This is a genomic window from Thalassobacter sp. HA4-2 (genome assembly GCF_055693705.1).
Window position 1 is genome coordinate 722382 of sequence record NZ_JBVFUK010000001.1, and the last position, 21864, is coordinate 744245.

General features: G+C 65.4%; 18 protein-coding genes, 1 tRNA gene and 1 pseudogene. 12 read left to right on the forward strand and 8 right to left on the reverse strand.

The features are described 5' to 3' along the window. Positions 1-181 precede the first annotated feature (181 nt). Positions 182-2372, reverse strand: a pseudogene (locus tag ACZ1G0_RS03620) (primosomal protein N'). Next, positions 2369-2998 (reverse strand): LysE family translocator, encoded by a 630-nt coding sequence (locus tag ACZ1G0_RS03625; protein WP_472735697.1) that lies wholly within the window; start codon positions 2996-2998, stop codon positions 2369-2371. The pseudogene ACZ1G0_RS03620 and the gene ACZ1G0_RS03625 overlap by 4 nt, the downstream one beginning before the upstream one ends. An 82-nt stretch (positions 2999-3080) precedes the next feature. Here ACZ1G0_RS03625 and fsa point away from each other — a divergent pair, with 82 nt between their 5' ends. From fsa to ACZ1G0_RS03645, 4 genes are all read left to right on the forward strand, one after another. Beyond that, positions 3081-3734: a fructose-6-phosphate aldolase gene (gene fsa / locus ACZ1G0_RS03630; RefSeq protein WP_472735698.1), complete on the forward strand. Its 654-nt coding sequence runs from the start codon at positions 3081-3083 to the stop codon at positions 3732-3734. A 69-nt stretch (positions 3735-3803) separates the two neighbouring features. After that, positions 3804-4520: a DUF484 family protein gene (locus ACZ1G0_RS03635; protein ID WP_472735699.1), complete on the forward strand. Its 717-nt coding sequence runs from the start codon at positions 3804-3806 to the stop codon at positions 4518-4520. Continuing rightward, complete coding sequence (locus tag ACZ1G0_RS03640) at positions 4517-5467, forward strand: tyrosine recombinase XerC (RefSeq protein ID WP_472735700.1); 951 nt, start codon at positions 4517-4519, stop codon at positions 5465-5467. The genes ACZ1G0_RS03635 and ACZ1G0_RS03640 overlap by 4 nt, the downstream gene beginning before the upstream one ends. Positions 5468-5505: 38 nt before the next feature. Further along, a complete protein-coding gene (locus ACZ1G0_RS03645) occupies positions 5506-6192 on the forward strand; it encodes a CDP-alcohol phosphatidyltransferase family protein (RefSeq protein ID WP_472735701.1) in 687 nt (228 codons plus the stop codon). On the opposite strand, the gene ACZ1G0_RS03650 is transcribed toward ACZ1G0_RS03645, so the two are convergent. From ACZ1G0_RS03650 to ACZ1G0_RS03660, 3 genes are all read right to left on the reverse strand, one after another. Continuing rightward, complete coding sequence (locus ACZ1G0_RS03650) at positions 6189-6503, reverse strand: Flp family type IVb pilin (RefSeq protein ID WP_472735702.1); 315 nt, start codon at positions 6501-6503, stop codon at positions 6189-6191. The two genes, ACZ1G0_RS03645 and ACZ1G0_RS03650, sit on opposite strands and share 4 nt — an antisense overlap. A 163-nt stretch (positions 6504-6666) precedes the next feature. Further along, a complete protein-coding gene (locus ACZ1G0_RS03655) occupies positions 6667-7464 on the reverse strand; it encodes an inositol monophosphatase family protein (protein ID WP_472735703.1) in 798 nt (265 codons plus the stop codon). A 56-nt stretch (positions 7465-7520) separates the two neighbouring features. Continuing rightward, entirely contained in the window at positions 7521-8435 is a 915-nt protein-coding gene (locus tag ACZ1G0_RS03660) for a LysR family transcriptional regulator (RefSeq protein ID WP_472737764.1), read from the reverse strand. 94 nt (positions 8436-8529) lie between these two features. Here ACZ1G0_RS03660 and metF point away from each other — a divergent pair, with 94 nt between their 5' ends. Then, positions 8530-9396, forward strand: coding sequence for a methylenetetrahydrofolate reductase [NAD(P)H] (metF, locus tag ACZ1G0_RS03665; RefSeq protein WP_472735704.1), 867 nt, complete (start codon positions 8530-8532; stop codon positions 9394-9396). Between the two features lie 187 nt (positions 9397-9583). On the opposite strand, the gene ACZ1G0_RS03670 is transcribed toward metF, so the two are convergent. After that, positions 9584-10759 carry a BaiN/RdsA family NAD(P)/FAD-dependent oxidoreductase gene (locus ACZ1G0_RS03670; RefSeq protein WP_472737765.1) on the reverse strand — a complete coding sequence of 392 codons (1176 nt, stop codon included), beginning with the start codon at positions 10757-10759 and terminating at the stop codon, positions 9584-9586. An 89-nt stretch (positions 10760-10848) separates the two neighbouring features. Between ACZ1G0_RS03670 and ACZ1G0_RS03675 the strand changes: the two genes are divergently transcribed. The 7 genes from ACZ1G0_RS03675 (at position 10849) to ACZ1G0_RS03705 (ending at position 16871) form a co-directional block, all read left to right on the forward strand. Beyond that, positions 10849-10924: transfer RNA gene (locus tag ACZ1G0_RS03675), tRNA-Gln, on the forward strand. Positions 10925-11169: 245 nt separating this feature from the next. Continuing rightward, a complete protein-coding gene (locus tag ACZ1G0_RS03680; protein ID WP_472735705.1) occupies positions 11170-11940 on the forward strand; it encodes an SHOCT domain-containing protein in 771 nt (256 codons plus the stop codon). A 105-nt stretch (positions 11941-12045) separates the two neighbouring features. Beyond that, positions 12046-14145 (forward strand): O-fucosyltransferase family protein, encoded by a 2100-nt coding sequence (locus tag ACZ1G0_RS03685; protein WP_472735706.1) that lies wholly within the window; start codon positions 12046-12048, stop codon positions 14143-14145. A 236-nt stretch (positions 14146-14381) separates the two neighbouring features. After that, on the forward strand, positions 14382-14681 hold the full coding sequence (locus tag ACZ1G0_RS03690) for a BufA1 family periplasmic bufferin-type metallophore (protein WP_472735707.1): 300 nt from the start codon (positions 14382-14384) through the stop codon (positions 14679-14681). 57 nt (positions 14682-14738) lie between these two features. Further along, positions 14739-15587 (forward strand): MNIO family bufferin maturase, encoded by an 849-nt coding sequence (bufB, locus tag ACZ1G0_RS03695; RefSeq protein WP_472735708.1) that lies wholly within the window; start codon positions 14739-14741, stop codon positions 15585-15587. Continuing rightward, positions 15584-16306, forward strand: a complete 723-nt coding sequence (locus tag ACZ1G0_RS03700; RefSeq protein ID WP_472735709.1) for an HvfC/BufC family peptide modification chaperone — start codon at positions 15584-15586, stop codon at positions 16304-16306. Before bufB ends, ACZ1G0_RS03700 begins: the two co-directional genes overlap by 4 nt. Positions 16307-16310: 4 nt before the next feature. After that, on the forward strand, positions 16311-16871 hold the full coding sequence (locus ACZ1G0_RS03705; protein WP_472735710.1) for a DoxX family protein: 561 nt from the start codon (positions 16311-16313) through the stop codon (positions 16869-16871). Here ACZ1G0_RS03705 and ACZ1G0_RS03710 read toward each other — a convergent pair. Both ACZ1G0_RS03710 and putA read right to left on the reverse strand, forming a co-directional pair. Beyond that, on the reverse strand, positions 16868-18307 hold the full coding sequence (locus tag ACZ1G0_RS03710) for an aldehyde dehydrogenase family protein (RefSeq protein WP_472735711.1): 1440 nt from the start codon (positions 18305-18307) through the stop codon (positions 16868-16870). The genes ACZ1G0_RS03705 and ACZ1G0_RS03710 overlap by 4 nt on opposite strands. A 96-nt stretch (positions 18308-18403) precedes the next feature. Next, entirely contained in the window at positions 18404-21811 is a 3408-nt protein-coding gene (gene putA / locus ACZ1G0_RS03715; RefSeq protein WP_472735712.1) for a bifunctional proline dehydrogenase/L-glutamate gamma-semialdehyde dehydrogenase PutA, read from the reverse strand. Between the last annotated feature and the right edge of the window lie 53 nt (positions 21812-21864).

Consider the following 21864-nt stretch of genomic DNA (forward strand, 5'->3'; position numbering starts at 1 on the left):
CTGTCCTGCGGTTGCTTGGGGATGGTTTAGCGGTGTAGCCCGCGCGGGGGAAGGGGGCACGCGTCGTTTGGGGGCGTTGCCGCCCTAGGCCTCTCTGATGCTGCGCACCTCCCCTGAGGGATTTATGGAACAATGGGCCGGTAGGGTGGAACTTGTCCCACCGCGCCCCGCGCTGTGCGGGTCAGAAGAATGACTGCGGGTCGATATCCACGGACAGGCGCAGAGAGGCGGGCGGTTTAAGTTGCGCGATCCACTTGGTCAGGGCCGATTGCAGGGGCGCGCCCTTGGGGGCCTTGACCAGCAGGCGCACCCGGTGGCGGCCCCGGATACGGGCGATGGGGGCCGGGGCGGGGCCGTAGACCACCGCGTTGGCGGCGGCCAGTGGGGCTGCGTTGGCGGCCAGTGCCGCACCGACGTCGAAGGCCACTTGCGGGTCCGGGTCCGACAGGATGATGCCTGCCATGCGGCCAAAGGGGGCATGGCGGCCAAGCGCCGCTCGTCCGCCTCGGCGGTCCAGAAGGGTTCTTCTTCGCCCGACAGGGTCGCCCGGATCACCGGGTGTTCGGGCTGGAAGGTCTGCAGCAGCGCCGTACCCTTTTTGCCCGCGCGTCCGGCCCGACCTGCCACTTGCCGCATCAGTTGGAACGTGCGCTCCGCCGCCCGCAGGTCGGAGCCTTGCAGGCCAAGGTCCGCATCCACCACCCCCACGAGGGTCAGCAGGGGAAAGTTGTGCCCTTTGGCCACCAACTGCGTGCCGATGATGATGTCTGCCCCGCCCGCCGCGATATCCTCGATCTGGGCCTTCAGCGCCCGGGCCGAGGCAAAGAGGTCCGACGACAGCACCGCGATGCGGGCGTCTGGGAACAGGGTGGTGATTTCCTCTTGGATGCGCTCGACACCGGGGCCGATAGGGGCCAGGGTGCCTTCGGCTTTGCACGCGGGACAGGCCTCGGGGATTGGTGTCGTTTCCCCGCATTGGTGGCACATCAGGCGCTTGAGGAACCGGTGTTCCACCATGCGCGCGTCGCATTGGGTGCAGCCGACCTGTTCGCCGCAGGCCCGGCACAGGGTCACAGGGGCGTAGCCCCGACGGTTCAGGAACACCAGCGCCTGTTCGCCCGCCTCGATCCGGGCGGCGATGGCATTGCGCAGCGTGGGAGAGATCCAGGTGCCCGAGGTCAGCGCCTCGGCACGCATGTCAATGGCCGACATGTCGGGCAGGGTCGCCGCGCCGAACCGAGAGGTCAGGTCGATGCGCGTGTACTTGCCCTCGCGCGCGTTGACCCAGCTTTCCAGCGACGGTGTGGCCGAGGCGAGGATGACCTGCGCGCTGCACAGGGACGCGCGCAGCACCGCCATGTCGCGGGCGTTGTACAGCACGCCGTCTTCCTGTTTGTAGCTGGTGTCGTGTTCTTCATCGACGACGATCAGGCCCAGGTCGCGAAAAGGCAGGAACAGGGCGGACCGCGCGCCGATCACCATCTGCGCCCCCCTTCGCCCACCATGCGCCAGCAGCGGCGGCGTTCGGTCATTGTCACGCCCGAATGCCATTCTGCCGGTTTCGCGCCAAAGCGGTCCTGCACCCGGGTCAGGAATTCGGCCGTCAGGGCGATCTCTGGCAACAGGACCAATGCCTGCCGACCGGCCGCAAGGCAGGCGGCGACGGCCTCTAGGTAGACTTCGGTCTTGCCGGACCCGGTCACGCCTTTCAGAAGGGTCGTGCCGTAGGTGCCGGTCTTGATGGCCGCGGACAGGGCGGCGGCTGCGGTCGCCTGATCGTCGGCCAGCGCTTTGCCCGGGCGGGACGGGTCGAGCGGCGGGTAGGGGGTGTCGCGCGGGGTGTCCTGTTCCAACAGTGCGCCCTGTTTGGCCAACCCCTTGACCACCGACGACGACACGCCCGCCATGTCCGCCAACTCGCCCAAAGTGAAAACGGCCCCTGCGAAATCTTCCAGCACCGCCAGCACCTTTTCGCGCGCCGGGGTCATGCGGTCGGGGGCGCGGTCGCCCAAACGGTAGACCTTTTGCATGGACACGGGGTTTTGCAGCCCCGGAGCGCGGGTGGCCAGGCGCAGCATCGCGGTCAGTGGCGTCAGCGTATAGGCGGCGGAGCGTTCGAGGAAATCGCGCATCTCGGTGCGCATGGGGGACACGTCCAGTGTGCGGATCACCCGGCGCACCTTGGCCGGATCCCAGTTGCCGCGCCCGGGGCCCCAGACCACACCCAGCACCTTACGCGGGCCCAGGGGCACCTCGACAAAGGCCCCCAGCCACAGGCCGCCCTCTGGGGCCTTGTAATCCAGCACACGGTCCAGGGGTTGCGTGGTCAGGACACCGACAAGGGTGCCCTCGGGGTAGTGCTCTGGCGTCATGTGGCGCGGCGCAGGGTGGCGGTGGCCACGCCCATTGCGATCAGGGCCAGCCCGCCTGTGCGTGTGATCCAGCGCAGGACACCTGCGCGCGTGATCACCCCGCGCAGTCGATCCGCCAACAGCGCATAGGCCAGAGCATTCAGGGTGGCGATGCCCACGAAGGTCGCAATCAGAATGGTGAACTGTGGCAGCAGCGGCGCGCCCGCATCCACGAATTGCGGCACGAAGGCGATGAAGAAGGCGATGGATTTCGGGTTCAAGGCCGTGACCAGCGTGGCATGGCCAAAGATGGCGCGGGCGCTTGTGACCGTAGGATTGGCAAGGCTAGCGGGTGTTACGTTTCGCGCTGACACGAACAGCCGCACCCCAAGGTAGACCAGATAGACCGCGCCGGCCCATTTCAGCACGGTGAACGCCGTGGCCGAGGCCAGCACCAACGCGCCCAGCCCGGCCAACGAAGCCGTCATCGCGATCAAATCTCCCAAGGCCACACCCCCGGCAGAGGCGACTGCCACCCGTTTGCCCTGGGACAACGCATAGGCCAGCACCAAAAGGACCGTGGGACCGGGGATCAGCACCAACGCCGTAGAGGCCGCAGCAAAGGCCAGCCAAAGTTCAAATGCCATGTCGTGTGCCTTTCGTCCGGGGAATGATTGCGCTAAGGGAGCCACGAACCCGCACCGCCCGCAAGCACCAAGGACCGCCAACATGAAATTCTTTGTAGACACCGCAGACATCGACGCCATCGCAGAGCTGAACGATCTGGGCATGGTGGATGGTGTGACCACCAACCCCTCGATCATCGCGAAATCGGGGCGTGACATCCTCGAAGTGACCAAGGAAATCTGCGCCATGGTCGAAGGCCCCGTCTCTGCGGAGGTGGTTGCCACCGACGCCGATACCATGATCCGCGAGGGTGAAAAGCTGGCCGAGATCGCCGAGAACATTGCGGTCAAGGTGCCCCTGACGTGGGATGGCTTGAAGGCGTGCAAGCACTTCTCCTCCAAGGGTTTGATGGTCAACGTCACCCTGTGTTTCAGCGTGAACCAAGCCATTCTGGCCGCCAAGGCGGGGGCCGCCTTTGTGTCGCCCTTCATCGGGCGTCTGGACGATATCAACCTTGATGGCATGGACCTGATTCAGGACATCCGCACGGTGTACGACAACTACTGCTACGACACCGAGATCCTGGCCGCTTCGATTCGCAACGCCAACCACATGAAGGACGCCGCCCTGATCGGGGCCGATGTGGCCACCGCCCCCCCTGCCGTGATCAAGGGCATGGCCAATCATGTCCTGACAGACAAGGGTTTGGCGGCCTTTGTGGCCGATGCGGCCAAGGCGAATATCAAGATCGTCTAAAATCCTAGCCAGAATTCCGCTGACCATGCTATAGCCATCTGCAACAACGGTAAAAACCGGAGAGAGCAGATGGCAGAGCAAACAGCCCCCGAACCGGGGCTTTCCGAAGATTGGCGTGATATGGTCATGTCCGACCCCGATATGGTGTTGGAGGATCGTGATGTGATGCGCGCCCTGATCGCCGCGAACGAGCGGCAGATGGGCGGCAACATCGTCGACATGCGCGGCATCGCCATGGAACGGCTGGAAACCCGGCTGGACCGTCTTGAAGACACCCACCGCAGCGTGATCGCCGCCGCCTACGAGAACCTCGCAGGCACCAATATGATCCACCGCGCGATCCTGCGCATGATGGATCATTCCGAATTTGAACCCTTCCTGCATTGCCTGTCCACGGACGTGGCGGAAATCCTGCGCGTGGACCGGGTGCGTCTGGTGCTGGAAAGCAAGGAAGCGGGCGAGGCGGACCTTGGATCCCTGTCGGACGTCATGACCGCCGTAGAGCCCGGGTTTATCCAAGACTACCTGACCGGCGGGCGCGACGTGCCCGCGCGGCAAGTGACTTTGCGCCAAGTGGTGCCAAGCTCCACCGTGGTGTTTGGCGAGGACGCGGACTGGATCCGGTCCGAGGCGCTGTTGAAGCTGGATCTGGGCGCGGGCCGTTTGCCCGGGATGCTATCGCTTGGGGCCGAAGACCCGCACCAGTTCCGGGCGGCTCAAGGCACCGACCTGCTGGCATTCTTTACCGGCATATTTGAACGGGTCATGCGCCGCCATCTGGCATGAGCGTCGCAATTTCTGACGGTGCGCGCGATGCCATGGCCCGTTGGCTGGACCATTGCCGCGCGCTGGATGGGGCCGCCGAGAACACTCTGACGGCCTACGCCGGGGATGTGGGCGGGTTTCTGGCATTCATGACCGAACATCAGGGCGGACCGCAGGGTTTGACGCCGCTGTTGCGGATCACCCAAAGCGACATGCGCGCGTGGATGGCCCACGAGCGCGGGCGCGGCGTCGCGGCGCGTTCGCTGGCGCGGTCCCTGTCGGCGGTCAAAAGCTTCTACCGGTGGCTGGGGGAGCGCGAGCAGTGTGAACCCACCGCCGTGCTGGCCACGCGCAGCCCCAAGTTTCGGCGCAAACTGCCCCGGCCCCTGTCGCCCGATGCGGCCAAGGCGGTGTTGGACACGGTTGCCCTGCAACACGACACCCCTTGGATCGCGGCCCGCGATGTGGCTGTGGTCACGATCCTTTACGGTCTCGGCCTGCGGATATCGGAGGCGTTGTCCCTGACGGCCAGCCAGGTTCCCCTGCCGGATGTGCTGACGATCAAGGGCAAGGGCGGCAAGGAACGGATCGTTCCGGTGTTGCCCGCCGCCCGGGCAGCGGTCGAAAAATACGTACGCCTGTGCCCCTTTGACCTGACGCCGGAAGCGCCCTTGTTCCGGGGGGCGCGGGGCGGGGCGTTGAACCCGCGCGCCATCTCGGGCGTGGTGGCGAATGTGCGGATGCAGTTGGGCCTGCCCGCCACGGCCACCCCCCACGCCATGCGCCACAGCTTTGCCACCCACCTGTTGGAGGCCGGGGGCGACCTGCGCGCAATCCAGGAATTGCTGGGCCATGCGTCACTGGCCACGACCCAGACCTACACGGCCGTGGACCAAGTCCGCCTGATGGAGGTGTATGCCCGGGCCCACCCCCACGGGGCAGGGGCATCTGCGACAAAGGCACTCTGACCGTGGACAGACCCGCTCCGATCCGTCATTGAGGGCAAATGTCGCCGAAAACACGCGCCCTCTCTGTTCACCTGCTGACCGCCACCGGCGCCATCTTTGCCATGGCGGCCATGTTGAACGCGGTGGAGCAGAACTGGCAATGGATGTTCCTGTGGCTCTTGGTGGCGCTGGTGGTGGACGGGGTCGATGGCCCCTTGGCCCGCCGCTATGACGTCACGATCCATGCGGCACGGTTTGACGGGGTGCTGTTGGACCTGATCATCGACTACCTGACCTATGTGTTCATCCCAGTTTACGCGCTTTATGCCAGCGGTCTGGTGCCGGGCTGGATCGGCTGGGGGGTGCTGTTCATTGTGCCCTTCGCCTCGGCCCTGTACTTTGCCGATGTGCAGATGAAGACCGAGGACAAGAGTTTCGAGGGTTTCCCGGGCTGTTGGAACATGATGGCGCTGGTGTGCTTTATCCTGACACCGGCCCCGTGGACGATCCTGCTGGCGGCGGTGGTCCTGTCTGTGGCGATGTTCGTACCGATCAAGTTCGTGCACCCCACGCGCACCGTGCGCTGGCGGCGGATCACCTTGCCAGCGGCGCTGGTGTGGACGGGCGTAGGCCTGTGGGCGACGTTCCTTCCGGGGTTCGACCTGCCGCTATGGGCTGACTGGGCCTTTGGGCTGACCACAGCATGGCTGTTGCTGGCAGGCGTGGCACAGCAAATCTTGCGCTAGCTGCACGATACGATTGCACCATCCACCACGAGGCATCCGTTGATCCAGCCATTGGGTAGGGCATCGGGGTCCGCCTGCACGGTATTCTCGCCGGTCAGGTTCAGGCCGTGTTGCCGAAAGGCATCCCATGCGGCAAAGCTGGTCATGATCGGGATGGATTTGAGGGTGTTGCCCATGTCATTTGCCGCGTTCTCGACCCCTTCACTGACCACGCCCATGACGGCCATGCCCATGCCCACGGTGGCGGCGGTCATCACGACCCACTCCACGGTTACAGCACCGCTGTCGTCTTTCAAAAACCGTGTCAGCATCGAATCGTCCCTTTGCCCGTTGCAGTCGTTTTAACGGGGACAGAGGGCGAAATTACGGCAAACAGGGGGCGGGTTGAACGGGGCATCGAGCCCCGTTTCCCCCCGCGTGAGGCGCGCGGCCCTCACACTCCACGGGGGTATTTCTGACCCAATGAAGCAAGGGTTAGCTGTCGCGGTCGCGGATGATCTTGGCAAATCTGTCGAAAGTGCCTTCGTTGGCACAGACCACATGGCCGTCTTCGAGGATGGATTGTTCGGCGCGGATGGGTTCGACCAGCGCGCCCGCCTCTTTGGCGATCAGGATGCCCGCGGCGAGGTCCCAGGGCTTCAGACCCCGTTCCCAGAAGCCTTCGTAACGGCCAGCGGCCACATAGGCCAGATCCAGCGAGGCAGCGCCCCAGCGGCGCAGGCCCGCGCAGACTGGCATCAGGCGGCCCAGATCGCGCAAGGTGGCGGGCAGGTATTTCGAACCCGCAAACGGAATACCAGAGGCATAGACGGACTCGATCAAGGCGGTCCGCCCCGACACGCGCAGACGTTGCTGATCGCCCAGCCATGCGCCCTGGCCCTTTTCGGCAAAGAACAGCTCGCCCTTGGCGGCGTCAAATACCACGGCCGATATGACCTCGCCTTTGTGTTCCAGCGCGATGCTGACGGCCCAGTGGGGCATGCCGTGCAGAAAGTTGGTGGTCCCGTCCAGCGGATCTACGATCCAGCGCCGGGTGGGGTCCTTGCCCTCGATCTCGCCCAGTTCTTCGCCCAGATAGCCATAGTTCGGGCGCGCTTCCATCAAGGCTTCATGGATGATGCGCTCGGCCTCTTTGTCGGCCCGGCTGACGAAATCGCCCGCCCCCTTGGCGGAGACTTGCAGGTTCTCGACCTCGCGGAAGTCTTTGACAAGGCTGCGGCCCGCCGCACGGGCGGCCTTGATCATCACGTTCAGATTTGCGCTGCCTTGCATCATCGGCTCCTAGGGGTTCGGTCAGAGGCGGGCTATAGACCCCAATGGCCCGCGCCTCAAGCCTCTACGTGACGTTGCAGCTTCACGGGTTCGGACCGCATCAGGCGCAACACATGGGCCATGAAGGGTTTTTGCGCGTCTACACTGCGCACCGCGGCGTACAGGCGGCGGGTGGTACCCGTGGGGCCAAGGGGCCGCGTGACGTAGTCGGAGTTGTACCGCACCTCGCGCACGACCCAATCGGGCAGGACGGCCACGCCCCGGTTCGAGGCCACCAGCAGCAGGATCACGGCGGTCAGTTCCACCTGCCGGATTGCGCGGGGTTCCACCTTGGCGGGGGTCAGCAGTTGGTTGAACACGTCGAGGCGGCTGCGTTCCACGGGGTAGGTGATCAGCAGTTCCCCCGCCAGATCCTCGGCCACGATGTGGTCCTTTTGGGCCAGGGGGTGCTGGGATGAGGCGACGAAAACGGGTTCGTAATCGAACAGGGGCAGGAATTCGATGCCTGGAAGATCCTCTGGGTCGGAGGACACGACAAGGTCCACCTCCTCGCGCGCGAGGGCATCAAGGGCGCTGAATTGCAGGCCTGGGCGGATGTCCACGTCCACCTCGCCCCATGCGCGGCGGAACTGTTCCAACACGGGAAACAGCCATTCGAAACAGGCGTGGCATTCGATGGCGATGTGCAGGCGCCCCGTCTTGCCTGCTTGCAGGCCAAGGAATTCTTCTTGCACGGCTTCGATCTGGGGCAGGACCTGTTCGGCCAAGCGCAGCAGGCGCAGACCGGCGGCGGACAGTTTCATGGGCTTGGTGCGGCGCACGAACAATTCCACCCCCGCTTGATCCTCCAGTCCCTTCACCTGGTGGGACAGGGCGGATTGGGTGATGTTCAGGCGATCGGCGGCGGCGGACAGGCCGCCACATTCGTGGATGGCCTTGACGGTGCGCAGGTGGCGGAATTCCAGATGCATGGTGCGGCTCATGATCTACATTAGAAATATGAAGTGGCTTCACGATGCTGCATATGCGAATGACGTTTGCGACACAACAAGGATCACAATCGTCATGGCCACGCCGACTGTCAGTTTCGAATTTTTCCCGCCGCAATCCCTCGAAGCCTCTTGGCGGCTGTGGGATACGGTGAACGCGCTGGCCCCACTGGACCCGACGCTGGTGTCTGTGACCTATGGGGCGGGGGGCACAACGCGGGCCCTGACCCACGAGGCTGTGGCGACCTTGCACAAGCGTATGGGCTTGCGGGTTGCCGCCCACCTGACCTGCGTGGATGCGACACGGGCAGAGACGTTGGAGATTGCCGATCAATACGCCGCCGTCGGGGTCACGGATATCGTGGCGTTGCGCGGGGACCCACCAAAGGGGCAGGGGGCCTTCACGCCCCATCCCGAGGGTTTTGCCAATTCGGTCGAGCTGATCGAGGCCTTGGCCGCAACAGGCAAGTTCACCCTGCGCGTGGGGGCCTATCCCGACCGCCACCCCGAGGCGGCCAGCGATACAGCGGATGTGGACTATCTGAAACGCAAGATCGACGCCGGCGCGGCAGAGGCGATCACGCAGTTCTTCTTTGACCCCGAGACATTCCTGCGGTTCCGCGACCGCTGCGCGGATGCCGGGATCACGGCGCCCATCGTGCCCGGCATCTTTCCGATCGAATCGTGGCCGGGGACCAAGCGCTTTGCCCAACGCTGTGGCACCCACGTGCCTGCGGAGCTGGATGCCGCCTTCGAGGTGGCGATCCGCGACGGGCGCGAGGATCTGATGGCGCTGGCCCATTGCACGGAGTTGTGCAGCACCCTGGCGGACGAAGGCGTGGAGCATCTGCATTTCTACACCCTCAACAAACCGGATCTGACCCGCGAGGTCTGCGCGGCGCTTGGCATCACGCCCAAGGTGGCCTTGCAAGAAGTCGCCTGAGTAGGGCGGGACTTGTCCCGCCGCCCCTGCTGTCCATTCCACTGGACACGCCTGTGCGCACCATCTCAAAGGCGCGACACAGGTGTGGCGTCTGGCGAAACACGGGGACTTGCTGGCACGCCTTACGCCACGGGTCCAACTACCGGCCTGATCATGGGGGCGGCGGGATAAATCCCGCCCTACCGGCCTAGCACACCTGACCGCACGCCCAGCCCGACGACCACGCCCATTGAAAGTTGTATCCGCCCAGCCAGCCGGTGATATCCACCACCTCGCCGATGAAATAAAGGCCCGGTTGCGATCGCGCGGCCATGGTCTTGGCATCCAGCTGATCCGTATCGACGCCACCCAAGGTCACTTCGGCGGTGCGGTAGCCTTCGGACCCGGCGGGGGTCACTTGCCAGTCGTGCACAGCCGCGCCCAGCTGGTCCAGCGCCGCGTTGGATTGATCCGCAAGGTTGCCCGAGGCCCCGGCACGCGCCACGACCTGCACCGCCAGCTTTTCGGGCAGATGCACGGCCAGGGCGTTCTTGATCGACATGCGTCCCCGTTCGGCCCGCGCCTCGGCCAGTCGGGCGGGGATGTCATCGTTGGCCGCAAGATTTACAGTGATGGCCTGCCCCTCGCGCCAATAGCTGCTGATCTGCAGGATCGAGGGGCCGGACAGGCCTCGGTGGGTGAATAACAGCCCCTCGTCGAAACTTGCGCCGCCGCCCGACACCCGCGCCGTGACCGACGCGCCCGAGATCGCGGCCATCTCGGACTTCAGCGCACCTTCGAAGGTCAGGGGCACAAGGGCGGGGCGCGTATCCACGATATCCAGCCCATAGGCGCGCGCGATTTTGTATCCGATCCCCGTGGCCCCCATCTTGGGTATCGACAGGCCGCCCGTGGCCACGACCACAGCCTCGGCCTGCACCGCGCCCTCGGTGGTGGCCAAGGTAAACGGCCCCGCGCCCGTGAGCCCCTCTACCCCGACGCCAAGGCGCAAGGTCCCGGCCGCCGCCCGCAAGTCGCCCGTGAGCATGGCAATGATCTGCTTGGCACTGTCATCACAGAACAGCTGGCCCAAGGTTTTCTCGTGCCAAGCGATCCCGGCCCGGTCCACCCGTTCGATGAAATCCCACTGGGTAAAGCGGTTCAGGGCGGACAGGGCAAAGCGCGGGTTCTGGCCGAGAAACTTTTCACCCTCGATGTACATATTGGTGAAATTGCACCGCCCCCCGCCCGAGATGCGAATCTTCTCGCCCGGGGCCTTGGCGTGGTCCAGAACAAGCACACGCCGCCCGCGCCGCGCGGCCTCTGCCCCACAAAACAGGCCCGCCGCACCCGCGCCCAACACTATGACATCCCAGTTTTCCATGGCCCCGGGATAGTCGGCCAATCCAGTCGCGTCCACGCGTCATTTTTCTCTTGCGAACGGACGCGCACACTTCTATCTAGCGCCCACGGTGGGATGTAGCTCAATTGGTAGAGCGCCGGTTTTTGGTACCGTAGGTTGCAGGTTCGAGTCCTGCCATCCCAGCCATGTTTACCCCTTAGATGCAACGCGGCCTTGGTGATTAAGCCCCTTGGATGTTGGCGTTTGCATTCATTTATGACCGACCACGCAACGGCGTCATCACGCTAGCGACCGCGCCACTGGGTCAGAAGTGGCAGGCCGCTATGCACAGATGTCTGTTGTGATCCGCCCCGCGGCCCGTCATAGCAGCGGGTGGCGCGGACAAACCGTGTCGCGCCGCGCATCTTCTCCCCATTCAAGGAACCACCGCCATGTCCGATCTTACGGAATTCGGCCGCACGACGATCAACGACGTGGCCCATCGGTACGGCCTGTCGCAGGGCGCGGTAGAGCATATGGCCCGCGCTGTCGCCAATGGCGGCGGCGGCATGGCACAGTTCAACGTGCCAGAGCTTGGCGGCTCGGGTCAGTGGATGATGGGGGGCATGACCATGGTTGGCGATATGTTCAACACTGGACTGCAAACCATGGTCAGCAACCTGTGCGGCGAGCTTTCGAATGCGCAGGCGAATGGGGACTTCTTCACCCGTCCGCAGACCATCGCAGGCTCCTCTTGGTGGCCGCAGGAGTTGGGCACGCCATCCTCCGTCGGGGGGCAGAATGCCGCGCGCTACGCCTATTTTCCGAACGCCAATCGTATCGCCTTTGACCCGGGCAATGGCGCGCCCGTTGTCATGTTGGACACTTTGAACAACGCAATTGGCGGGTTCAGCCAGCAGCAGTCGGGTCCGGGCGATCCTTTCATGGGGGTCACGTTTTCCAGTCAGTTCGGTCAGTTTCCCTTGTCATCCTTGCCGCGCGTGGGCGACGTGTTCTCCCAGAACCAACCCGCAGAGCCGGAGCCGACCGCGCTCTTCCAACCCATGGCAGAGGCCCCGCAGCCGTCTGCGCCCTCCACTATGCCCGGGCAAGATAACGATATCCTGTCCACGATTGAACGCCTTGCGCATCTGCGAGACGCCGGGGCGCTGAGCGAAGACGAATTCGCCGCAAAGAAGGCCGAGTTGCTGGCGCGGCTGTAGCCCCTGCGGCGGCGGGCGGGCCTCTGCCGCCTCGTCGCAATCTGGGTAAAAATGTTCCCTTCAAGCCCTGCCATTCGGTTTGGCTTTCGGTGTAGAGTCAATGGCATGACCCTGTCCAACACCCATGCCGCCGGCCGTGTGGTCGCGTTTCGCAATGACCGCCTTGGCGCACGGCTCAATGCCATTGCCAATGCGCGGCGGTTGTCCCGTGTGCTGGAGGCGCCCTTGGGCGTTCTGTGGCCCGATCACGAAGACACCAGCCCCGAATTGCAAAACCCCGACCAGCTCTTCTCGGCCCGGTTTATCGAGGATCACTTTCTGCGCGATGTGGATACAGAGGATCTGATGCAGTCAGGCGTGCAGGTGGATGGGGTCGGTCCTGCCCCGGCGCAAGACCGTCTGAAACGCCTGTTGGACCGCAAGGGCACGGTGTTGTGCCGCAACCCCCATAGCGCGTCCTACCTGCATGGCGAGGATCCAGAACAAGCCAAGGCCGCCTTGGCCCATCAGATCACCCCCGATATCCTGCATCCGGTGGTGCAGGACGCGCTGGCGCAGCTGGAGGTGAACCTGCCGCGCGGCACCTCTGTCGCTTATCACCTGCGCCGGGGGGATATCATCGATCCCAGCGTCCATGCCTCCCAGACCCTCTGGAGCACGAAATACGTGCCGCGCGTCTACTACGAGGCGCACATGCAGCGCCTGCTGGATCAGCATGGCTCGGATGTCACAATCATCGTGTTCAGCGATGCTCCGGACGAGATCGACAGGTTCCGCAGCGCGGGCCTGCCCGTCAAATCCATGGCTGATGTGATCGACACAAGCGATCTGACGATTGTGCAGCGGGACTCGCTGGAACTGCTGGCCATGGCGCGGTGCAAGCCGATCTATGCCCCCGCCGCCAGCGCCTTTTCCACCGTGGCCGCCACCTTGGGGCAATCGGTGATCGTGCCCCTGATCGAGGATCTGCCGATCGAGGATCAGCACAGCGCGGTCGATACCCTGACCCACCGTCTGTTGCACGATCACGGCAGCTTTCTTGGGGACGCTGACCTGGGCCAAAACCTGCCCTTCATGATCAAACACCAGCGCGCCAAGGGTCAGCCCGAGGTTTCGCTCAGGGTGTTACAGGACCTAGAGGCGCGGGGCTTTGACCGGGCCTACCTGCCCAACCTTTTGGCCAAAGAGCTGTTCTTTGCCCAAGACTGGCCCGCCAGCCGCGCCCTGCTGGACCGGATGGCGCAACAGCCCGTGCCCTTGCGGTCTGCCAGTACCCTTGCCACGCAATACGCGGCCATGACGGCCCTGTCCAAGGCCCCGCTGGATCAGGCCTTTGCCTTGGCGGGGGCGGCGGTTTATGCGGCGCCGTTCCACCCGAACGCGCGACTGATGATGGCGCTGCTGGGGCAGGACGCCCCGGCCAACACCCAGCCCCCCGTGGACATGTCGATCATGCGGGCGCGGCAAAAACTGGGCGGCAATTTCGCCGAGGAACAGGGGGTGCTGCTCGACGGTTTTGCCCAGCGGCCCGGCGTGGCCTCGGACACCCGCATCCAGTACCCGCTTTTGCCGCTGGATCTGGATGTGCGGGACTGGCGGCATTTGCATCGGCCTGACCTGCCCTCTGCCTTCAAAAGCCAACCGCGGATCATGACGCTGCTGCGGCAGATGAACATGGGCTATCGCGGCATGGAAAACCATCCCGGCTTTCTGGCGGCCGTGTCGGTCCTGCTGCGCGACATGGGGGAGTATGCGGCGGCCTTGCCCCAGATCGAAAAGGCCTTGGCCGATGAACCCGAAAACCCCCTGTATCTGAAACGCCGCGCCGATCTGTTTGCGGCCATGGACAAACCGATCCGGGCCGAGGCCGACTACAGGGCCGCCGCTGCCGTGGCGCCGGACAATCCGTTCTATCTGACGGATCTGGGCACATGGCTGTTCGACAATGACGCCCGGCGCGAGGGGCTGGACACCCTGCAGCGGGCGGCCCAGATGCCCCACGATTTCGTCGGGCTGCATGTCCACCTCGCCCGGATCATGCGCCCGGGGCGCACCCGCGCGCTGGCCCACACCATGGCCGATCGCGCCTTGGACATCCTGCCCACCGAGGTGCCCGTTCTGCGCGCCAAGATCCGCCTGCTAGAGGCTGATGACCGCGACGCAGAGGTCGCGGCCCTGCGCGCCCGCCTGCCGGGACAGCAGTAATTTTGTCACGCGACCGCAGCGATTCTTGAAACATTTGATCCAATTTCGCGCCGCACGTGACGGGCGCGTTTCGTCCGATCCATGGAAATTCAAAGACTTGTATCCCACGGTATGCTCACGCGCGATCACCGCGCCGTGACCCACGCCTCCGTGATTGGTTTGTGATCGAATTTGCCGATTAGGGTGAAAGCGTACCCCAATGGGGCACAGCACACCTCAAACTAAGGAAAACGTAAATGTCCAAAGCAACCACAACTCTGGCCCTCGCCGCTACCCTCGCAACCGCTGTCGCTGGCGTGGCCACCGTTGCAAACGCCCAAGCCAACGAAAAATGTTTCGGTGTGTCCTTGGCCGGTGCCAATGATTGTGCCGCCGGTCCCGGCACCACCTGCGCGGGGTCTTCCACCGTTGACTATCAGGGCAACGCTTGGACCCTTGTCCCCGCGGGGACATGCGAGACCACTGTGATCGAGGCTGCCGACGGCGAGAAGCGCATGGGCTCTCTCGAAGCGTTGGATCGTGACCTGCCCGCATAAGACACGCTGCCCCCCGGTCCATCTGCCGGGGGGCACCCAATTTCCGGACCCGCACCCATGTTTGACCTGACCCATCCCCGCCTGCCCAACCGCCCCGGCGTCGGCTACAAGCCGCAGCACTTTAGCGATCTGTTGAACGATCCCGGTGCCGTGGGCTGGCTGGAAATCCACGCGGAAAATTACATGGGGGCCGGGGGGCGACCGCAGGCGCAACTGCGCCACTTGGCCGAACGCTTTGCGATATCCGTACACGGGGTCGGCCTGTCCATCGGCGGCGAAGGCCCGCTGGACGTCGATCACCTGACCCGCCTGCGCACCCTCTGCGATGCCATCAACCCCGCCAGCTTTAGCGAACACCTTGCATGGTCCACCCATGATGGCGCGTTCCTCAATGACCTTCTGCCTTTGCCATACACCGCCGCCACCTTGTCTCGCGTGGCGGACCACATTGATCAGGTGCAAAACACTCTTGGTCGTCAGATGCTGTTGGAAAACCCCTCCAGCTATCTGGCCTTTGCCGACAGCGAGATGTCCGAGACGGATTTTCTGGCCCAAGTGGTGGCCCGCACGGGCTGCGGCCTGCTGCTGGATGTGAACAACGTGTTCGTGTCGGCCACCAACCTTGGCTATTCCCCCCAAGGCTACATCGACGCCTTCGCCTTGGACGCGGTGGGCGAGATCCACCTTGGCGGCCATGACGAGGACGCCGACGAGACCGGCGCGCCGCTGCTGATCGACAGCCACGGGCGCGCGGTGGCGGACCCGGTCTGGGCGCTGCTGAACTATACCCTCGCACGTTCCGGCCCCAAGCCTGTGTTGATCGAATGGGACACGGATGTCCCCGAGTGGCCCGTTCTCGCCGCAGAGGCTGCGCGCGCCGCCACCGCCCTTGCGACTGCGCCATGACCCAGACCGATTTTCGCATAGCCCTGCTGGACCCCGCCGCGCCCGCGCCCGCAACCTTGCGCAATCCGGGCGGGGCGGGGGCGACCAAGCGGTTCGACGTCTACCGCAACAATGTGGCCGTGTCCCTGACCGAGGCGCTGGTGCAGGCTTTCCCCGTGATCCACAAACTGGTGGGGGAGGCGTTCTTTCGCGCCATGGCGGGCGTGTTCCTGCGCGCCCATCCCCCGACCTCGCCCGTGATGATGCACTACGGGGCACAGATGCCGGGCTTTCTTGCGGGCTTTGCCCCCGCCGCCAGCCTGCCCTACCTGCCCGATGTGGCCCGGTTGGAACAGGCGGTGCGCGCGGCCTATCACGCCGCCGACGCGGCCGCCGTGCCCGCCGATGCGCTGACAGCCGTGGCCCCCGATGCCCTGCCGGACCTGCGGTTCACCTTTGCCCCCAGCGTGCACCTGATCCCGTCCGCCTATCCCTTGGCCAGCCTGTGGCACGCCAATTCCGGCGGCGGGACGGTCGGGCAGGGGGCGCAGCCCGCCCTTGTGACCCGTCCAAACTTTGACCCTCACGTGGATGCCTTGACCCCGGCGCAGGCCCTGATCCTTGGGGACCTGATGCAAGGTGTCCCCATGGGGACAGCGGCCCTGCACGGGGGCGATGCCTTGGGTCCCCTTCTCACCCTCCTGCTTGCGCGCGGCGCGATCACCGAACTGAAAGTCTAGCCCCATGATCCCTATGTACACCCGCGCCACCACTGCGCTCCAGGCCAGCGCCCCGGCGATCCTGCCCACACTGGCCCGCTTCGTCTTTGCCGCAACGCTGTTCATGTACTTCTGGAACTCGGGGCTGACCAAACTGGGCGACGGGGTCTTGGGCCTGTTCTCGCCATCCTTGGGTGCCTATGCCCAGATCTTCCCGCAGGCCATGGCCGCGGTTGGCTTTGACGTGTCGCAACTGGGTTGGTTCCACTGGGCCGTGGTCGTGGGCGGCACGGCGGCAGAGTTCGTCTTGCCCGTGCTGATCGTGCTGGGTCTGTTCACCCGGTTGGCGGCCTTGGGCATGATCGGGTTTGTCGTGGTGCAATCCCTGACCGACCTTTACGGCCACGGCGGGATTGCCCATGCAGACACCCTTGGCGCGTGGTTCGATCCCATTGCGGACGGGGTGATCCTGGACCAACGGGCGTTCTGGGTGCTGGGGTTGACCACCATCGCGATGCTGGGCGCTGGCCCCCTGTCCGCCGACCGCGCGCTGCGTGCGCGCGGCCAGCGTTTGCAAGTCGCCTAGGCGGAGGTCCAGCCGCCGATGGCGCGGACCTCAAGGAACTCGTCCAGGCCCCACTCCCCGCCTTCGCGCCCGTTGCCCGATTGCTTCATGCCTCCGAACGGAGAGCCTGCACCACGCGCGCGTCCGTTGATATCCACCATGCCCGACCGCACGGCCCGCGCCACGCGGCGGGCCTTGTCGCCGTCGGTGGTCTGGACATAGTTCGTCAGGCCATAGTCGGTGTCGTTGGCAATCGCGATGGCCTCTTCCTCGGTGTCGAAGGGCATCATGGACAGAACGGGGCCAAAGACCTCTTCGCGCATGATGCGCATGTCGTTGGTGCAATCCGCGAACACAGTGGGCCGGACGAAGTAGCCGCGATTCAACCCCTCGGGGCGACCTGGGCCCCCGGCCACAAGATGTGCCCCTTCGTCGATCCCGATCTGGATCAACTCTTGCACCTTGTCGAACTGCATCTGCGACACCAGCGGGCCGATATGCTTGCCCTCTACCGCCGCAGGGTTCACGGTGGTGGCATTGGCGGCGGCGACCGCTTCTTGCACGGCCGCATCATAGCGGGACCGTTCCACCAACATCCGGGTCGGCGCGTTGCACGACTGGCCGGTGTTGTTGAAACAGCGCGCGATCCCCTGGGCCACGGCGCGTGGGTCGGCATCGGCGAACACGATGTTGGCCCCCTTGCCGCCCAGTTCCAGCGAGACGCGCTTGATCGTCTCGGCGCCCGCGATGGAGATGGCCTTGCCCGCGCGGGTGGATCCGGTGAAGGAAACCATGTCCACGTCCTTGTGCGACGACAGCTGCGACCCCACGCCCGGACCATCGCCGTTCAGCATGTTGTAGACGCCTGCGGGCACGCCGGCCTCGTGCATGATCTCGGAAAACAGGATGCCCGACAGGGGCGATTGTTCCGACGGTTTCAGCACCATGGTGCAGCCCGTGGCCAGCGCCGGGATCACCTTGAGCGTGATCTGGTTCATGGGCCAGTTCCACGGCGTGATCAGGGCACATACGCCGATGGGTTCCTTGATGATCTGGGTGTCTTCCTCGCCCGGGCGCAGGGGGTGTTCGAACTCAAACCCCTGTAATGCCTCGATAAATGCCTTGAGGTGGTAGGACCCGGTGCCCGATTGCTGCACCCGTGCCATGTCGATGGGCGCGCCCATTTCCGTGCTGATCACCGCCGCCATATCGTCGGAGCGTTTCATGTAGACGTCCAGGATCGACTGCAACAGGTCCAGACGTTCCGCCTTGGACGACAGGCGCCATTTCGGAAAGGCGGCCTTGGCGGCGGCGACGGCGGCGTCCGTGTCGGCCTGCCCGCCCAGCGATATCGTGGTTGCCACCTCTTCGGTGCTGGGGTCTATGACGTTGAAATCATTGCCCGATTGCGGGGCGACCCAAGCGCCGTTGATGTAGAAATTGCGTGCGTTGTCCATGGGGACCCCCTTTTTGCGTTTGTCGATACATGGGGGTCCGGCGCGCCGATGTCCACGGGGGATGCGGCGCGCCGGGGCTTTGTTGCGACCTTTGCGCTAGCTCGCCTCGGCCAGCAGGGCGGCGTTGCCCCCGGCGGCGGTGGTGTCGATGCACACATGGCGTTCCGCCTGACACATCAGGGCCATGTCCGACCGGGTCAGCAGGGGCAGGATCGCCCCGTCCCGCGCGGCCAATGCGGTGCGGTAGGGGGTCAGATCCGCGCCAAAATAGGCCACGGCGGCCAGGCCGGTCAGGGTCGAAAGATCGTGGGGATACAATAGTTTACCCTTGGGCAAGGTCACGGGCACCGCGCCGTTCGCGGTGGCCGTGCGCACCTGATCCGCCACGTCCTGGGCCGTGGGGCCAAGGCACAGAACCGTCCCGCGCCCCAGAGTGGTCAGGCGGTTCGATTCGCCGGTCGGACCGGGTAGGGACTGGGTGGTCAGCACGCGCGGGGCAGGGGCATTGTCCAGCGCGGCCTGCACTGTGGCGGGGTCGGCCAGCGGGGCGTCGGACCCCGGCGCGCCGGTCACGACCCGGCCCGTGAACCGCGCCACGTAAGAGGGCCCGCCCGCCTTGGGTCCGGTGCCAGAAAGTCCTTCGCCGCCAAAGGGTTGGGAGCCTACGACCGCCCCGATCTGGTTGCGGTTGACGTAGATATTGCCCGCGTGCACCGCGCTGGTCAGCTGCTGCACCCGGTCGTCAATCCGGCTGTGGATGCCGAAGGTCAGGCCGTATCCGCTTGCGTTGATATCAGCGACCACTTGGTCGATCTGGTCCGCCTCAAAGGTGGCGACATGCAGGACGGGGCCGAAAACCTCGGACGTCAGATCCTTGATCCCCGATACCCGCAGGACCGTCGGCCCGGCAAAAGTGCCGATTTCGGGGGCGGGCGACTCGTGCATGATCCCGCACGCGTGGGCCGCGACATGTGCACGAATCCCAGCAAGTGCGTCGGAATGGATGATCGGGCCCACATCCGTGGACAGGTCCCAAGGGTCGCCCACGCGCAGCTGATCCATGGCCCCTTTCAGCATCTCGATCATGGTGTCGGCCACATCCTTTTGGACATACAGCATCCGAAGGGCAGAGCAGCGCTGCCCCGCCGATTGGAACGCGCTGGCGACGATGTCGCGGACCGCCTGTTCGGGCAGGGCGGTGCTGTCCACGATCATGGCGTTCAGCCCGCCGGTTTCCGCGATCAGGGGGGCGGCGGGGCTGGCGGGGGCCAGGGTCCGGTTGATCCGCTGGGCCGTGGCGGTGGAGCCTGTGAAACACACGCCGTCCACGGTGCGGGTCAGGGCCGCGCCGACCTCGGCCCCCGTGCCGGGCAGCAGTTGCAGGGCGGACAGGGGCACGCCCGCCCGGTGTAGCAGCGACACGGCGAGATGGGCGATCAGGGGCGTGGGTTCGGCAGGTTTGGCCACCACCGCGTTGCCCGCCGCCAGAGCCGCCGCGATCTGGCCGGAGAAAATCGCCAGCGGGAAGTTCCACGGCGAAATGCAGGTGAAGGTGCCGCGCGCGGGTGCCGTCAGCTCCGTTGCGCGGGCGGCGTAGTAGCGCAGGAAGTCCACCGCCTCGCGCAGCTCGGCAATGGCGTCCATGGCGGTCTTGCCCGCCTCGCGGTGGAGCAGGGCAAAGACCTCGCCTGCGTTGTCCTCGTACAGGTCGGCCGCCGCGTTCAGGATGCGCGCCCGGGTCGCGGCATCTGCCCCCCAGGGGGAGGCGTCGGATAGGGCTTGGGCGGCATCGGCGGCTGTGGCCAGTGTCGCGGTGCCCACGGTGTCGCCGGGGCGGGCGGGGTTGGTGATCGTGTCGACCGCTGTCCCCGTGGGGACGGCCACCATCAGGGGGGCCACGTGCCACTGGCACTCGGCAAAGGGGGCGCGCCGGGCGGTGTAATCCGCAAGGTCCACCGGGTCGTGCAGGTCCCAGCCCTTGGAATTGGGCCGTTCGGGCGCGTAGAGGTCGCGGGGGTGATCCACCACCGGGGCCGCGCCAAGGTCCAGCACGGGATCGCGGGCGACCTGTGCGGCGGGCACATCCTCGTCCACGATCTGGTTCACAAAGCTGCTGTTGGCCCCGTTTTCCAACAACCGGCGCACCAGATAGGCCAGCAGGTCCGCGTGGGCCCCCACGGGGGCATAGATGCGCGACCGCGCCCCGCCCGCAAGGATCAGGTCGTGCAGCGCCTCGCCCATGCCGTGCAGGCGCTGGAATTCGAACGCCGCCGGGTCCGCGCCCATTTCCAGAATGGTGGCGACGGAATGGGCGTTGTGGGTGGCAAACTGCGGATAGATGCGATCCGTGACCGACAGCAGCCGCGCCGCGCAACACAGATAGCTGACGTCGGTGGCGGGTTTGGTGGTGAACACCGGAAACCCGTCCAGACCCTCGACCTGGGCGCGTTTGATTTCCGTGTCCCAATAGGCGCCCTTGACCAGCCGCACCATGATGCGGCGGTCGTGTTGGGTGGCCAGGGCGTGCAGCCAGTCGATGACCGGCAGGGCGCGTTTGCCATAGGCCTGCACCACCACGCCGAACCCGTCCCAGCCCGCAAGGCTGGGGTCCGACAGCACGGCCTCGATCACGTCGAGGGACAGGTCGAGGCGGTCTGCCTCTTCGGCGTCGATGTTCAGGCCCATGTCGGCGCCCCGGGCCATCTGGGCCAGTTCCAGCGTGCGCGGCACCAGTTCGGCCATGACGCGGTCGCGCTGGCCTTCCTCGTAGCGCGGATGCAGGGCGGACAGTTTGATCGAGATGCCGGGGTTGCTGCGCACATCGCCGGTGCAGGTCTTTGCCAGCCGCTGGATCGCGGCGCGGTAGGCGGCAAAGAAGGCATCGGCGTCGGCCATGGTCAGGGCCGCCTCGCCCAGCATGTCATAGCTGAAGGTGTAGCCCTGTTTGGCCTTGGGCGCACCGCGCTTGAGCGCCTGTTGGATCGTCTCGCCCAGCACGAATTGCCCGCCCAGTTCCTGCATCGCGCGGCGCACGGCCACACGGATCACCGGTTCGCCCATGCGTTTGATCGCGCCGCGCAGGACCTGCGCCGTGCCCCGGCCGTCCGACAGCACCTTGCCCGTCAGCATCAACGCCCACGTAGAGGCGTTCACAAGGGTCGAGGAGGAGTGCCCCAGATGTTCGGACCACTGGCTGGGGGCGATCTTGTCCTCGATCAGGGCGTCGATGGTGTCGGCGTCCGGCACGCGCAGCAGCGCCTCGGCCAGACACATCAGGGCGATGCCCTCGTCCGTGGACAACCCGTATTCGGCCAGGAACACCTCCATCAGGCCGGGGGCCTTGTCGGACCGGATCGCCTGCACCAGACCCGTGGCCCGGGCGGTGGCGCGGGCGCGCAGGTCGCTGTCCAAGGGGGCGATGCGTTGCAAGGTGTCCAGCACGGCGGCGTCCTCGGCGCGGGCTTGGGCACGGATGCGGGCGCGGATCGGGTCGAGCATGTTCATGGCGGCACCTTTGGGCTGTGGGGTTTGGCGATGGAGCCAGTCTAGGCGATTGC